This is a genomic window from Ferrovum myxofaciens, assembly GCF_013181415.1.
GTDB classification, from domain to species: domain Bacteria; phylum Pseudomonadota; class Gammaproteobacteria; order Burkholderiales; family Ferrovaceae; genus Ferrovum; species Ferrovum myxofaciens.
The window spans coordinates 2,112,807-2,127,168 of the sequence record NZ_CP053676.1; the positions used below are offsets into that span (position 1 = coordinate 2,112,807).

Consider the following 14,362-nt stretch of genomic DNA (forward strand, 5'->3'; position numbering starts at 1 on the left):
GGGCATTCAATGATGACGTGCGTTCATGAAGCGCGTCAAGTCTTCCAGACGTTGGGTGGCCAGAGGCAAACGAGCCAGGGTGAGCAGCGCTTCCTGCTCCAGTTCTTCTGCCCGTTGGCGGGCAGGGCCCAGTCCCAGGAGGGTGACGTAGGTGGCTTTTTGGTGCGCATCGTCCTTGCCTGCGGTTTTTCCCAGGGTGGAGGTATCCATGGTGGCATCCAGAATATCGTCGACGATTTGAAACAGTAGTCCCACCCGATTGGCGAAGTGGGTCAGATGTTGCAGATCGGCGGCCTTCAGAGGAGCGGACCCGCAGTGGGCCCCCATCAGGATGGCGGCACGGATCAGGGCACCTGTTTTTTTGAGGTGCATGATCTCCAGTTCGGGCAAAGGAAGGGGGGTGGTGGTGCTCTCCAGGTCGATGGCCTGACCTCCTGCCATGCCTCGTGAACCACTGGCGACGGCCAGCAAATGAACCAGAGGGATTTGGCCGGACTGGAGCGGGTCCTCCGACTCCTCTGACAACCATTGAAATGCCAGGGATTGCAGCGCATCTCCTGCCAGCAATGCGATGGCTTCTCCAAACTGGATATGACAGGTAGGTTTGCCCCGGCGCAGGACATCGTTATCCATGCAGGGCAGATCGTCATGAATCAGGGAGTAAGTATGAATCAATTCCAGGCTGCCTGCCACGCAGAGCAGGCGCGCACGCGGCGCGTTGACCAATTCTCCCGCCGCCAGGGCCAGCAGGGCACGGATGCGTTTCCCTCCGCCCAGGGTGGCGTGACGCATGGCCTCGTGTAAACGAGTGGGGGTTACATTGGGGGCAGGTAACTGCCGGTCCAGAAAAAATTCCATGGCAGCCCGCTGTTCCGTCATCCAGGCAAAAAAATCGGGAGATAGGGTCATGAGATACGATAATCCTGCAATTTTTCTCCCTCCAGTACCTGAATGCGTTGTTCTGCCTCGGCAAGACGGCTCTGGCAGTAATTCAACAAGAAAGTACCCCGCTGGTAAGTGGTCAGCGCTTCTTCCAGAGTCAGCGGGTCGTTTTCCAGACGGTTCAATTGACCTTCCAGTTCCTTCAAGGCGCTTTCATAACTTTCTGGCGCGGCGGGTTCGGTCATGGCAGTGATCTCGAAGAAGAGGGCATTCATCCCCCGAAACGCTTTATTCTAACTGATCGGTGCCCCTCTTGTGGGGTTTCAGGGTATAATCTCCCTTTTGTCCGTCAGGTCGCCAAGGCGATTCTGACATCATACAACCTGCATTCTTTGCGCTTTACTTGAGAGGCTGTGGACATGAGCAGTTTGGGATCCATGTCGCAATTCTCCAGTGCGTTGCCTCATTTACCATTGCGCTGGTACACCGACCCCACCTTCGAACCGGTGGAGCGAGAAGGTTTGTTCCTGAAATCCCCCCAGTATGTGGGTCACGAACTCATGGTGGCCGGTGCAGGCGATTATTTTTCCCTGCCGTGGCGCGATCATGGACAGGTTCTGGTGAATGATGGTCACTCGGTGGCCTTGTTGTCCAACGTTTGTCGCCATCGTCAGGCCATCATGCTGCAGGGGCGCGGACACGCCAAGAACATCGTGTGCCCACTTCATCGCTGGACCTATGATCTGAGTGGTCGTTTGGCGGGCGCTCCCCATTTTGCCAATCAGCCTTGTCTGGATCTGGAACGTTCCCAACTGTTGCGCTGGAATGGACTACTCTTTGAGGGCGGAGAATCGGTTCTGCAGGAGTTGGCACAGTGCCGGGCAGCCCGTGATCTGGATTTTTCCGGATATCAACTGGATTCGATCAAGACCTTTCAGCATCACTTCAACTGGAAAACCTTCATCGAAGTCTATCTCGAGGATTACCATGTGGTGCCCTTTCATCCGGGGCTGTCCGGGTTTGTGAATTGTGACGACCTGCGGTGGGAATTTGGGGCGGGTTACAGTGTGCAGACTGTGGGGTTGAAGGACCATTTGAGAAAAGCCGGGTCGCCTATTTATCAGCAGTGGCACGAGGTGGTCCGGCGCTACAGTGGTGAGCGGGAACCCCTTAACGGGGCGATCTGGATGGTTATTTATCCCAACATCATGGTGGAATGGTACCCCCATGTCCTGGTGGTCAGTACGGTGTGGCCTGCGGGCCCGCACCAATGTACCAATGTAGTGGAGTTTTACTATCCGGAAGAAATCATTCTGTTCGAGCGTGAATTCGTGGAAGCCCAACAGCAGGCTTACTTCGAAACCGCCCGGGAAGATGACGAGATTTGCGAGCGTATGGATCGGGGCCGCCGTGCCTTGGCTGTACGTGGTCGCGAGGAAGGGGGGCCTTACCAATCCCCCATGGAAGATGGCATGTTGCATTTCCACGAGTTTTTGCATCGTCTGTTGGGATGATGCCCCTTGTGTCTTCAGCCTGGATTGGCTTATAATCAAAGACTTTTCGGTACGAGGGGTGTTCCCGCGTGCCACTCTGACAGGAACAGGTAAACATGGTTGTGATCCGTTTGTCCCGTGGCGGTGCCCGTAATCGTCCTTTCTACAATGTGGTCGTGGCCGATTCCCGTAATCGGCGCGATGGTCGTTTTATCGAGCGGTTGGGTTTTTATAACCCGCTGAGCGTTGCAGGAGCCGCCGATTCTCTGCGTCTCGATCTGGCACGTGTGACCTTTTGGCAGGAGCGTGGAGCACAGGTTTCTGACGCGGTGGCAAAGTTGGTCAAACGGGTCGGAGCGCAAACTGTCGCTGCCTGAATGGGTGGTGATGGGGCGTATCGGCACCCCCTTTGGGGTGAAGGGCTGGGTGCGCGTCCATACCTACAGTGAGTCGCTGGACAGTTTGTCCCACTATGCCGAGTGGGGGTTGGGAAAAGAAGGGCAGTATCAGCGATATAGACTGGTGGATTGGCAGGTGCAGGGCGGGGGGTTGGTTGCCTCTCTGGAGGGGGTGACGGACCGTTCCCAGGCAGAACTTTTGCGTGGTTTCGAGGTGGTTGTCCCCCACAGGGAATTGCCCGCCTTGGAGCCGGGGGAGTTTTATTGGTCCGATCTGGTGGGGATGTCCGTGCTAAATGGCGCGGGTGAAACCTTGGGAATAGTCAAGGAATTGCTGGAAACAGGAGCTCATCCAGTTTTGGTGGTGCGTTCAGGCGAGAGGGAACGGCTCATACCCTTTGTTTCCCCCCTGTTGCAGGAAGTGCGTCTGGCTGAGGGTGTGATACAGGTGGACTGGGGACTGGATTACTGATGACCTATGTCTTTGACGTGGTCACGCTGTTTCCGGAAATGTTTTCAGCGCTGACCCAGCATGGAGTGACCCGGCGTGCTTTGGAGCAGGGAATCTGGTCCTTCACCCCATGGAATCCCCGTGTCTTTACCACGGATAACTATCATACGGTGGATGATCGTCCCTACGGTGGGGGACCGGGGATGGTGATGTTGCCCGATCCCCTGCTGAAGGCGTTGAATGCTGCCCGTACCCGGCAACGGGAATTGGGGGTTGAGCCTCATGTGGTGTATCTGTCGCCCCAGGGGAAGCCCCTTGATCATGGGCGAGTGATGGAGTTGACCCGGCGGGAAGGATTGATCCTGCTGGCGGGAAGGTATGAAGGCATCGACCAGCGCGTCATTGACTGCGCGGTGGATGAAGAAATCTCCTTGGGGGATTATGTATTGTCGGGGGGGGAATTGCCCGCCATGATCTTGATGGATGCGGTGATCCGGCAGTTGCCTGGAACCCTGGGTAATCAGGAGTCCGTGGGGGTGGAATCTTTCGTGCAGGGGTTGCTGGAAGCGCCGCACTATACCCGTCCGGAACTCTATGAAGGAATGGCAGTACCGTCCGTGTTGATGTCGGGCAATCATGCCCACATCCAACGCTGGCGCAGGATGCAATCCCTTGGGTGCACCTGGAAAAAACGCCCGGATATGTTGGCTCGCCAACCGCTTTCCGGGGATGATGAAAAACTCTTGAAAGAGTACAAAATGGCCCTTGAGGCCAAAGGAAGCAACTCATGAATATCATCGAACAACTTGAACAGGAAGAAATGGCCCGCTTGAGCAAAACCATCCCGGATTTTGCGCCGGGCGACACCGTGGTAGTCAGCGTGGCGGTGGTGGAAGGCGAACGTAAACGGGTTCAGGCCTTTGAAGGTGTGGTCATTGCCAAGCGTAATCGTGGCCTGAACTCGGCTTTCACCGTGCGCAAGGTTTCCTCCGGTGAAGGGGTAGAACGGACCTTTCAGACCTGGTCCCCTTCCATCACCAGCATCGAAGTGAAGCGCCGGGGTGATGTGCGACGGGCCAAACTGTATTATTTGCGCGATCGTTCCGGTAAGTCGGCCCGCATTCGCGAAAAATTGCCCAACCGCATCAAAACAGCGGCCAAGCCTCTTTAAGGTTTCCTCCTCGGGAGGAGGAAAGACGTGTTTGCGGTGGGAGAAGACTGGGCGCAGGCTCTGGAAAGGTTTTGCGACAGTCTTTGGCTGGAAGAGGGCCTCGCCCGCAACACCCTGGACAGTTATCGGCGGGATCTGATCCTCCTGGCAGGCTGGTTAGCGTCCCAATACGGGGCGGTTTCCCCCTATGAGGTGTCAGAACTTCAGTTGCAAGGGTGGTTGGCGTATCTTTTCCGGGAACGGAAATTTTCCAGTACCAGTGCGGCTCGCGCCCTGTCCAGCGTCCGACGTTTCTACCGGTTTGCCGTACGCACGGAAGAGATGTCTGGAGACCCTTCGCTTCGTCTGGAATCTCCGCGCATTCAACGGGGGCTTCCCCTTGCTCTTTCCGAAGCGGAAGTGGAAAGTTTGTTGGACGTTCCTTCCGTGGAGACACCTTTGGGATTGCGTGATCGCGCCATGCTTGAAGTGCTCTATGCCAGTGGTCTGCGAGTCAGTGAGTTGGTGAACTTGCCCTTGGCGCATCTGGGGTTGATCGAAGGCGTGGTGCGGGTACAGGGCAAAGGGGGCAAGGAGCGTCTGGTTCCTTTGGGAGAACAGGCCAGGGAGTGGATCGAGCGCTATCTCAAGGATGCTCGTCCCACTTTGCTGGCAGGCCAACCTCATCGTGCCCTGTTTGTGACTCACCGACGAGAATCCATGACGCGCCAGGCTTTTTGGTATCGTATCAAACAGCATGCCCGTGGTGCGGGAATTGTCACGCCGCTTTCTCCCCATACCCTTCGGCATGCTTTTGCAACCCATCTGGTGAATCATGGCGCTGATTTACGGGTCGTTCAACTTCTGCTCGGCCATGCCGACATTTCCACCACCCAAATCTATACCCATGTGGCCCGTGAACGTTTGCGTCAATTACATGCCCGTCATCATCCCCGAGGATAATTCATGACCTCAGACCCACTTGTCCTGTTCCTTATAACATTAGGCGCCTACCTGATGGGGTCCGTATCCTTTGCCGTATTGGTCAGTCAGGTCATGAAACTGCCGGATCCGCGCTCCTTCGGTTCCAAAAACCCTGGTGCCACCAACATGCTGCGGGGAGGCAGTCGTCTGGGGGCAGCCATTGTACTCCTGGGAGATGCGGTCAAGGGGTGGCTGGCGGTGTGGCTGGCGATTCATGTCCTCGTACCCTTGGGGATAGCAGAGGGGGCTGTGGCATTAGTGGCGATTGCCGTTTTCCTGGGCCATGGGTATCCTGTCTTTTTCAGGTTCAAGGGGGGCAAGGGTGTGGCCACGGCCCTGGGTATTTTATTGGCGCTCAATCCCTTGATGGGGCTGTGCTCCCTGGTGGTCTGGCTGTCCGTCATGGCGGTAACCCGTATTTCTTCCCTGTCGGCCCTGTGTACCTCCCTGGCAACCCCCTTCTTTGGTCTGTTTTTTTTACAGACCTGGCTTCTGCGAGGGACCGTGTTTCTTCTGGCCGTGATTTTGCTGCTGCATCACCACGCCAATATTCGCAAACTTCTGGCGGGGCAGGAAACCATTTTTCGTCAAAGGGAATGAACCTCGAAGTGCTGTACCATGGTTTTCAGTTCCCGTGAAGTGGTCAGCAATTCCTCGGAAGCTTGTTTGGCTTCGTCGGCAACGGTGGAGTTATGGGTAACCAGGTCCGAGATTTGTGCTAGGCGTTGAGTGACTTCATCCCCAGCCATGGATTGCTCATGGGCCGTTTTGGCGATGTCATTGGCCTTTTCCGTGACCTCTTGACTGATTGCCAGGATTGTTTTCAGGCCTTTCTCGTTTTCCTTGGTATGCAGAATTTCCTGCTCGACTTCTGACACCGCCTGATTCATGGAGGTGACCGCCGTGCTGGTGATCAGTTGAATGTTATTCACCATCCGGGTGATGTCCGTGGTGCTTTTACGGGTGCGTTCGGCTAATTTTCTGACTTCGTCGGCAACGACGGCGAACCCCCGACCCTGTTCTCCTGCCCGTGCGGCCTCGATGGCAGCGTTGAGAGCCAGCAAGTTGGTCTGTTCGGCAATTTCATTGATCACCTGGGTAACGCTGCCGATTTCCTGGATCGCCGTTTGAAGTTCCCCAATGGCTTTGCTGGAGGACTGAACCGTCTCCACGACGTGAGCAGTAAATTCCACACTTTGGGTGATACGGGTACTGTTCTGATTCACAATGACCAGAGAATGATTGGCCGCAGTGGCGGAATCCGCCGCTGCATGGGCCACCGATGACACGGATTGGCTGAATTCCTTCATGGTATCCACGATCCGCTGGATATGTCCCTGCTGTTCCTTTGAATGGGAAGCAACACTGAGTACCTGAGCATGAAGATTATTGCTCCGGACCACAATGAAGGAAACAGAGAGTTCCATTTCGTCAAGCATGACCTGAACATAGGCCTGCATCGTTTGAAGTTTGCAGAGCAGGTGGCCCATTTCATCACGGCCGGAGATATCAATGGGCGGGTCGAGGTCTCCTTCCATGAGTTGTTCGAATTGGGACATGGCCTCCTTGAGGGGACGTTTGACAAATGTCGTGATGCATCGGCCAATGAACAGCAAAAGAAAGAGTTGCAAGGCAATTTGTCCGGCGAGCAACTTGAACTGTAACCCGTGCAACCGGCTGAAGTCGTCGCTCAGGTCCAGCACGATATCGGCGGCTCCATTCACACTGCCCACTTGTACCAGATGACACAGGAGACAATCCGTCCCGTGAAAATTGTGACTGACGATATAGGGGATGACTGCTCGATAAAGAGGAATTCCTTCGGCATTTTTAGTGAGCGAAAAGAAATTGGTTTTGCTGTCTATGGCCTGTTGTTCTGTGGTGTCGCGGATGTGTTCTTCTGGAAGACCCGGGCCGAATTGTTGTACCACCTGAGGGGCGCGTATCAGGTGCAAGGCGGTGATATGCCCGGTGGAGGCGATTTTCTTGAGCAGTAATTTTCGATTGTCGATGTCCGCAATGGTGCCGGTTTCCATGAGCATGTTGGCTCCATCGATGAGCGAGTTTGAAATTCCGATGGCCCGTTCCTGCGCCGACAAAATCATTTCATCTCTGAAGTCGTGGGAAATCCAAAGTTGGGCTGCAGTAAAAACGATCAGCAAGGTGCATTGAATGACCAACTGGATTTTGGTTTGAAGCGAAAAGTTTTTGAACTTATAACGTTCAAACTTTGAAACGATGGGCGCATCGGTAAGCGCCAACTTTTCATAAAGGGCCTTTGCTTGCTGAATTTGAGCGGGGGTAGCCATGCGCCGGACAGACATGTAACCGGCGATTTTTCCCTTATTGAGTACGGGAACCACCAGTGCATTAACCCAGTAATGGTCTCCGTTTTTACATCGGTTTTTGACGATGCCTCGCCAGGGCAGTCCTTGTTTCAGGGTATCCCATAACCACTGGAAGGCCTGGGGCGGCATATCGGGATGGCGCACGAGATTGTGGCTTTTGCCAATCAATTCGTCGCGCGAAAACCCACTGATGTTCACGAAACCTTCGTTCACATACGTGATGATTCCCTTGAGATCGGTTTTTGAAACGATACGCGTGCCAGGGGGAAAGGGTACTTCAATTTGCGTGACCGGTAGATTGATTTTCACGGAGAATTTTCAGGATTGGAGGGCAGATGAGAGTCTTTGTTCTGTTTTTCAATCAGGCGAAAAAGATCTTCAGCCACCAGTGGATGGGACAATAGAAATCCTTGGACTTCAGTGCAATGGTGATCGGACAGAAAGGTGAGTTGTTGTGCGTTTTCCACGCCTTCTGCCACACTTTTCAAATCGAAGCTCTGGGCTAGAGACAGGATGAGTCGGGTGTAAAGTGCATTGCCTTTGCTATGACCGAGATCGGTCAAAAGAGAACGATCCACCTTGAGGGTGTCGATTTTCAGTTGGTGGAGGGTGTTGAGCGAAGAAATCCCTGAGTCGAATCCGTTGATGGCGATACGAATCCCCAGGTTCTTGAGCGACTGAATCACCGTAAAATGACGACTGCGGTTTTCCGTAAAGATGTGCCGTGCCAGTTCAAACTCCAGCCAACAGGGTTCCATACCGGTTTGGCGCAGGACCTTTTCCACCATGACCAAAAAACCGTCATGATTGAACTGCTTGTAGGTCAGATTGATGGCCAGTTTGATGGGGTCTTGGCCCCGTGCACACCAGGATTTCCACTCATGGCAGGCCGTGGTGAGGATCCATTCGCCCAGGGGAATGATCAATCCCGAATCTTCCAGGGAAGAAATGAAATCCGAGGCCTGTAACAAACCGCGCTGGGGATGTTGCCGGCGGAGTAATGCTTCAACCCCAATGACCTTCCCGGAGGACAGGTCAAACTGAGGTTGGTAACTCAAGGAATATTCCTGGTGGTCCAATGCTTGAAGGGTTTCCGCTTCGGTTTTGCTGGCTTGGATATCGGTGGAATCCAGATGTGGACTGAAGAAGCGAAATTGATTTCTGCCGGACTTTTTTGCCACATACATGGCGGTATCCGCCTTCTCCAGTAACTCGTCTGCGGACAGTTCGGCACGGTGAGAAGCGATGCCAATGCTGACGGATAAGTTTACCACCCCCAATTCCTGAAGGAAGACCGGTTGGGAAACTGTATCCAGAATCTTTTTGGCGAGGGTTTCGAGATCACTGGTCAGGTGGATATCGGTGAGAATGATGGCAAATTCATCGCCTCCCAGACGGGCAACCGTATCTGTTTCACGGATGGACGTGACCAGTCGTTCGGCAGTGGTTCTAAGGAGTTGGTCACCGGCGGCATGACCCATGGAGTCATTGATCTGTTTGAAATGATCGATGTCGATGAACATGACCGTTACGCCGGTTTTCTGGCGTTTTCCGTGGAGGATGGCCTGTTCCAGGCGGTCATTGAGAAAGAGACGATTGGGCAGACCCGTGAGCGGATCGTGATGGGCCAGATAATGAAGTCTTTTCTCGGACAATTTGATGTCCGAAATGTCGGAAAAAACGATGACAAACCGGGAAGACTCCCGTTTGGAGCGGGTCACTTCACTGGCGCTCATGTGAGAGGGAAAGATTTCTCCCGATTTACGTCGTTGCCAGACCTCTCCCTGCCATGACCCCTGGGTGGTCAATATGTTCCAAAGCATGGAGAACGTATTTTCCTGTCGCTCAGACAGGAGCATCTGTACCGGGCGTCCGATGACCTCCTCAGCCTGATAGCCCATGATGTTGATAAAAGCCTGGTTGACATGGGTGATCAATAGATCACTGTCCACCATGACGATGCCTTCCAGCATACATTCGAAGACTTTCGAGACCATTTTCAGGCCCACTTCGGTTTTCTTCCGTTCGATCGCATAGTGAAGCGAGCGGATCATCAGGTCGGCTTCAACGAATCCCTTGACGAGATAATCCTGTGCCCCCAGTGAAGCCAGTCGGGAAGCCACGATTTTGTCATTGAGTGCCGTCAGAATGACGATGGGAATATCGGGCGCAACTTCATGGATGCGGTGGAAGGTTTCCACTCCCTGGCTATCCGGCAGCGACAGATCTAGAAGTATGGCATCAAAGGGAGAAGACGTGACGCGGGATTCCTCGATGATCATCAAGGCACCGTTCAAGGATTCACAATGAATCAGTTCGATGGGCGGACTCTCACCCAGCAGCATCAGGTTGAATAACCTGGCATCTCCAGGATTGTCCTCGACCAGAAGAAGTTTCATGATTCTGGTAAAATTTGTGGAAGTTTGACGATGGTCAGCCAGAAGGTTTCGATGGATTGAACGACTTTGATGAATTGATCGAGATTAACTGGCTTGGTGACATAGCAATTCACATGCAGATCATAGGATCGGAGGATGTCCGCCTCTGCTTCAGAGGAAGAAATGACGACGACGGGGATGCGTTTGAACTCCGGCGTGGATTTGATGGTGGCCAATACCTCCCGTCCGTCGATTTTGGGCAGGTTGAGATCGAGAAGAATGACGTCGGGACGGGGCGCATTTTCATAAGGCGCTTCCTGGCGCAGAAAACGCAAGGCTTCCAGACCGTCATGGACGACATTCAGGTTGTTGTAAAGTTTGCTTTCTGTGAGGGCTTCCTTGGTCAGTCGCACGTCCCCCGGGTTGTCTTCCACCAGCAGAAACTCGGCTGGTCGCCCCATCAGTCCGCTCATTTTGTGTGCTCCTTGATCAACGTGAATTGAAACAGAGAACCGGAACCCTTCGGTGCCGGTTCGACCCATATCCTTCCGTGATGACGTTCCACGATTTTTTTGCACAGTGCCAGGCCAATACCCGTGCCAGGGTATTCCTTGCGGCTATGCAGCCGCTGGAAGATCGAGAAAACCTGCTGCGCATACTCCGGGGCGATTCCGATGCCATTATCCAGCACGGAAAACAACCAATCCTGTTCCCGTTCCAGGACCTCGATGTGAATTCGGGGAGAGTCCTGGCTACGGAATTTTATGGCATTGCCGATCAAATTCTGGAATAACTGCACCAGTTGGGTTGTATCGCCATGAACTTCGGGGAGGGGACCATGGGTGACCAGGGACTGGGTATCTTCCATGGTGCTTTTCAGATTGAAGAGGGCGCGATTCAGAATGAGCTGGATATCCACCAACTTATGTTGGCTCCCTTGAGTGCCAATTCTGGAAAAGGTAAGAAGATCGTTGATCAATTGCTGCATGCGCTCGGCACCATCCACGGCATAGTGAATGAATTCATCGGCATCGGCATCGAGTTTTCCCTGATAGCGCCGCGCCAGCAACTGAGTGTAACTGGCCACCATGCGTAGAGGCTCTTGCAGATCATGGGAGGCAATATAGGCAAATTGTTCGAGATCCCGGTTGGACCGGAATAATTCCTCTGTCCTTGCGGCAAGATCGGCCTGGTTGCGCCTGGCTTCCGTGATATCGGTAAACTCGATGACCCATTGCCGAAGGTCCGGCCGGGAGGCATCCATGCCCATGATGGTCACTTTGGCCGGAAAGGCAGGGGTTCCGACCCGGTTCAATTCCACCTCCCCCTGCCATTGTTCCTGTTCGAGGGCGTTGCTGCATAGATCCGCGAAGGAAGGGGATGCTGAAGGCATGGCCATCAACTCCGTGAAAGTGGTGCCAATCAAAAGGTTGGGGGGAATGCCAATCAGTCGTCCGGACATCTTGTTGGCATGTTGAATGGTGCCCTCGGAATCAGTAATGACCACGCCTTCGATATTGTCCTGAAAGACCTTGGAAAGAAGGGTGAGTTGTTCGTGTTCGGCGCGAAAATAAGCCTCGGTGGTCAAACTGATGTCAAATAAGGCGATCTTGACGAGGGATAAGGTTCGTTCCAGCGCATCGGTGGGGTGCTCCTCATGAATATGGCGGAGAATCCCCACGAGGTAGTGACAAAAAGCCCCTATGTACCACTCGGGTTTCAGACCGATTTGATGATGTCTTTGGCCCACGAGAAAGCGTTTCTGGAAGAAGGACTCATCGTAGGGCCCCACGAACAGAGTGTGAAAATAATCCACCTGCGCCTGTTGCAAGCGCTGCGCCACTTCGGTGTCACTGAAATAGAGTCGGGTTTCATCCAGTTGGGCGAGGTGGGTATTGAGCGTCAGGGCAATCTCTGCCAAGACTTCCTTGTCTTTTGGCAAGGAAGCCTGGAGCAGGAGAAAGTCGCTCTCTTCCAGCCCGATAAAAGTCTTTCTCGAAGCCAGTTCGCTGGGTTCGATGAGAGGGGTCAGAGGGTCACTCAAGTTTTGTCTCCGGGATAATGAGGTTATCAGGGAGCGGAGTCATTTGCGAGGCAGGGAGCCCAAGGTAAAATCCCTGGGCATAATTGATTCCCATGCCCGCCAGTGCCATGAGGACTTCATGGGATTCCACAAACTCGGCCACGGTTAAAATGCCCAATTCCTGACACAGATGGTTGAGGTTCTTGATCAGAATATAGTCGATTTTTGAGTTGAGAATGTTTCTGACGAAGGCTCCGTCGAGTTTGACAAAGTCGAAATGGAGTTCCCGCAGGTAATGAAAGGAATTATAACCACTGCCAAAATCATCCAGGGCGAAGGAAAACCCTTTATCCCGCAAGTTGGTCAGAAATTTACGCATGTTGGTCATGTCACCAATGGCATCTCTTTCCAGGATTTCAAATACGATGAGATTGGGTGAAAGGGACAACTCGCGGCAAAGTTGTTCGGCAAAGCCAAGAATCCCCCGACCCTGAATTTCCTGGGCAGAAAGATTCAGAAACAGGCGCGGCAGGGGAAGTCCTTTTTCCTTGAGTACATGCAGGGCAGAGAAGGCGTTTTCCAGGATGACGCGATCCAGTTCTCGGCCCAGTCCGTACTTTTCAATGGTTTCTATGAACATTCCCGCAGAAATGGTATCCCCGTTGAGTTCCTTCATCCGTGCCAGGGTTTCAAAAGCCACGACTTCGCCGGTTTTCAGGTCGAACATGGGTTGATAATAGGGGACGATGCGATGGCTCTTGAGAGCCTGACGCAGTTTTTCGGCATTGTCGCGGATGGTGCGGCCCGCCTGTAATTCACCGGAAGAACGGATGGTGCCCACCCCATCTTTTCCCATTTGCTTGGCACGGTACAGCCCTACATCCACTCCAGTCATCAGATCGGCCACCTTGTCTCCATCCTCCGGGAAGGTGACGATACCGATGGAGGTGGTGATATGAAACTCCTTTCCATCCGGGCTGAGGAAGCACAGTTCCCGAAGTCCGAGACGCAACTTCTCGGCCACGGCAATGCCGCCCTCCTTGTTTGTTTCTGTCAGGATGATGGCAAATTCATCTCCGCCGATGCGCGTGGCAATATCTCCTTTGCGCATGGAATGAACGATGATTTCTGCGACCTGTATCAGCACGCTGTCACCGCAGGGATGTCCGTAGGTGTCGTTGACATCCTTGAAATCGTCCAGATCCAGCATCAACACGCAAAAATTATGGCGGTGGCGTTCGGAACGGCCCTCTTCATAACTGAGCAGTTCCTGAAAATAACGACGGTTGTGTAATCCGGTCAAGGGATCATGGGTGGAATAATATTCGAGTTCAGACAGGGTACGGCTCAGGGTTTTGCTGGACCCCACCACCATGACCATGACCGCGAGGGTGGAACGAATGACGCTGGCTTCCTGTGCCGACAATTTTTTGGAGGAGCCGAAGGCCAACCCCAATATCCCGTCCAGTTTGGACATTTCCAGATCCGGGACGGGCACCGTGACCATTTCCACCTTGTGATCCAGATGCAGGTGAATGGACTCGCTGGTGCTGATGTGAAATTCTTCTATGTCCAGAGGCGCATCTTTGGGCAGTTTCAGTTGTTCGAGCACCTCGCCCACCAACTGGGTCTTGGCCATGGCCTTTATTTCATCAGAATAATCACCCAGGTAGTACAGAAAAAGCGACAATCCTTTTTCTTCCACAAAGGCAATGAAGAAGAAATTAAAGGGAAAAATGGTGTGAAAGCCAGAGAGTATCTCCTGAACGAAGGCTTTCCATTGGGTTACTTTCTCATGGGAAAGCATGATGGTTTCGAGGATTTTGCTTTGTCGTTCCAGCAAGTCCTTTTCCACCAGCGAATTTTTAAAGCCTTCTATGGTATGGTTGAATTCCAGTGCTATTTGTTGCAAAAGAGCAATGTTTTGCGACCATTGGCGCTGGCGTTCCTTGAACAGGATTTCCAGAGTCCGTTCCAGCCTGTCGTAGCGTGAACGACCGGACAGAAGCCGTTCGGAAAGACAAGACCGGTCTTCATCCTCCAGCTTGAATTCATCCACCAGAGAGAGGGTATGGTCCAGGTGTTCGGAGAGTTCCTGGTGAACGCTTTTGACCAGTTCGCCAATGTTCTCGGTGAAGAGTTGGGAGCGGACCTGACTCTCCAGCAGGGAAGCAATTCGTTCGACCACATACAGTCGGGTCCTTTCCAGATCGACGGTGGGTTCTTCTGTGGGGGGTTCTGAGTTTTTCATCAGT

At 53.4% G+C, this 14,362-nt stretch carries 14 protein-coding genes; 7 read left to right on the forward strand and 7 right to left on the reverse strand.

Going from position 1 to position 14,362, the window contains the following annotated elements; all coding sequences use genetic code 11:
• Nucleotides 1-6: 6 nt before the first annotated feature.
• Both HO274_RS10375 and xseB read right to left on the reverse strand, forming a co-directional pair.
• Nucleotides 7-909: a polyprenyl synthetase family protein gene (locus tag HO274_RS10375; RefSeq protein WP_273119357.1), complete on the reverse strand. Its 903-nt coding sequence runs from the start codon at nt 907-909 to the stop codon at nt 7-9.
• Nucleotides 906-1,157 (reverse strand): exodeoxyribonuclease VII small subunit, encoded by a 252-nt coding sequence (xseB, locus tag HO274_RS10380; RefSeq protein WP_273119360.1) that lies wholly within the window; start codon nt 1,155-1,157, stop codon nt 906-908. Before xseB ends, HO274_RS10375 begins: the two co-directional genes overlap by 4 nt.
• Before the next feature lie 144 nt (nt 1,158-1,301).
• Here xseB and HO274_RS10385 point away from each other — a divergent pair, with 144 nt between their 5' ends.
• The 7 genes from HO274_RS10385 (at nt 1,302) to plsY (ending at nt 5,958) form a co-directional block, all read left to right on the forward strand.
• Nucleotides 1,302-2,396 carry an aromatic ring-hydroxylating oxygenase subunit alpha gene (locus HO274_RS10385; protein WP_031595954.1) on the forward strand — a complete coding sequence of 365 codons (1,095 nt, stop codon included), beginning with the start codon at nt 1,302-1,304 and terminating at the stop codon, nt 2,394-2,396.
• A gap of 95 nt (nt 2,397-2,491) precedes the next feature.
• Nucleotides 2,492-2,752, forward strand: coding sequence for a 30S ribosomal protein S16 (gene rpsP, locus HO274_RS10390; RefSeq protein WP_031595953.1), 261 nt, complete (start codon nt 2,492-2,494; stop codon nt 2,750-2,752).
• A gap of 10 nt (nt 2,753-2,762) precedes the next feature.
• Nucleotides 2,763-3,245: a ribosome maturation factor RimM gene (gene rimM / locus HO274_RS10395; protein ID WP_273119366.1), complete on the forward strand. Its 483-nt coding sequence runs from the start codon at nt 2,763-2,765 to the stop codon at nt 3,243-3,245.
• Complete coding sequence (gene trmD / locus HO274_RS10400; RefSeq protein WP_273119370.1) at nt 3,245-4,015, forward strand: tRNA (guanosine(37)-N1)-methyltransferase TrmD; 771 nt, start codon at nt 3,245-3,247, stop codon at nt 4,013-4,015. The genes rimM and trmD overlap by 1 nt, the downstream gene beginning before the upstream one ends.
• Complete coding sequence (gene rplS / locus HO274_RS10405) at nt 4,012-4,395, forward strand: 50S ribosomal protein L19 (protein WP_031595948.1); 384 nt, start codon at nt 4,012-4,014, stop codon at nt 4,393-4,395. Before trmD ends, rplS begins: the two co-directional genes overlap by 4 nt.
• A 27-nt stretch (nt 4,396-4,422) precedes the next feature.
• The gene (gene xerD / locus HO274_RS10410; protein WP_273119375.1) at nt 4,423-5,337 is read left to right on the forward strand and encodes a site-specific tyrosine recombinase XerD; all 915 of its coding nucleotides are present in this window, start codon (nt 4,423-4,425) and stop codon (nt 5,335-5,337) included.
• Between the two features lie 3 nt (nt 5,338-5,340).
• Complete coding sequence (gene plsY, locus HO274_RS10415; protein WP_031595946.1) at nt 5,341-5,958, forward strand: glycerol-3-phosphate 1-O-acyltransferase PlsY; 618 nt, start codon at nt 5,341-5,343, stop codon at nt 5,956-5,958.
• On the opposite strand, the gene HO274_RS10420 is transcribed toward plsY, so the two are convergent.
• The 5 genes from HO274_RS10420 to HO274_RS10440 are packed head-to-tail and all read right to left on the reverse strand — an operon-like array spanning nt 5,946 to nt 14,358.
• A complete protein-coding gene (locus HO274_RS10420) occupies nt 5,946-8,015 on the reverse strand; it encodes a methyl-accepting chemotaxis protein (RefSeq protein ID WP_273119381.1) in 2,070 nt (689 codons plus the stop codon). The genes plsY and HO274_RS10420 overlap by 13 nt on opposite strands.
• Nucleotides 8,012-10,105: a two-component system response regulator gene (locus HO274_RS10425; RefSeq protein ID WP_273119383.1), complete on the reverse strand. Its 2,094-nt coding sequence runs from the start codon at nt 10,103-10,105 to the stop codon at nt 8,012-8,014. The genes HO274_RS10420 and HO274_RS10425 overlap by 4 nt, the downstream gene beginning before the upstream one ends.
• Nucleotides 10,102-10,557: a response regulator gene (locus HO274_RS10430; protein WP_273119386.1), complete on the reverse strand. Its 456-nt coding sequence runs from the start codon at nt 10,555-10,557 to the stop codon at nt 10,102-10,104. Before HO274_RS10430 ends, HO274_RS10425 begins: the two co-directional genes overlap by 4 nt.
• Nucleotides 10,554-12,128: a sensor histidine kinase gene (locus HO274_RS10435; protein ID WP_273119389.1), complete on the reverse strand. Its 1,575-nt coding sequence runs from the start codon at nt 12,126-12,128 to the stop codon at nt 10,554-10,556. Before HO274_RS10435 ends, HO274_RS10430 begins: the two co-directional genes overlap by 4 nt.
• Nucleotides 12,121-14,358: a putative bifunctional diguanylate cyclase/phosphodiesterase gene (locus HO274_RS10440; protein ID WP_273119391.1), complete on the reverse strand. Its 2,238-nt coding sequence runs from the start codon at nt 14,356-14,358 to the stop codon at nt 12,121-12,123. The genes HO274_RS10435 and HO274_RS10440 overlap by 8 nt, the downstream gene beginning before the upstream one ends.
• Nucleotides 14,359-14,362: the final 4 nt, after the last annotated feature.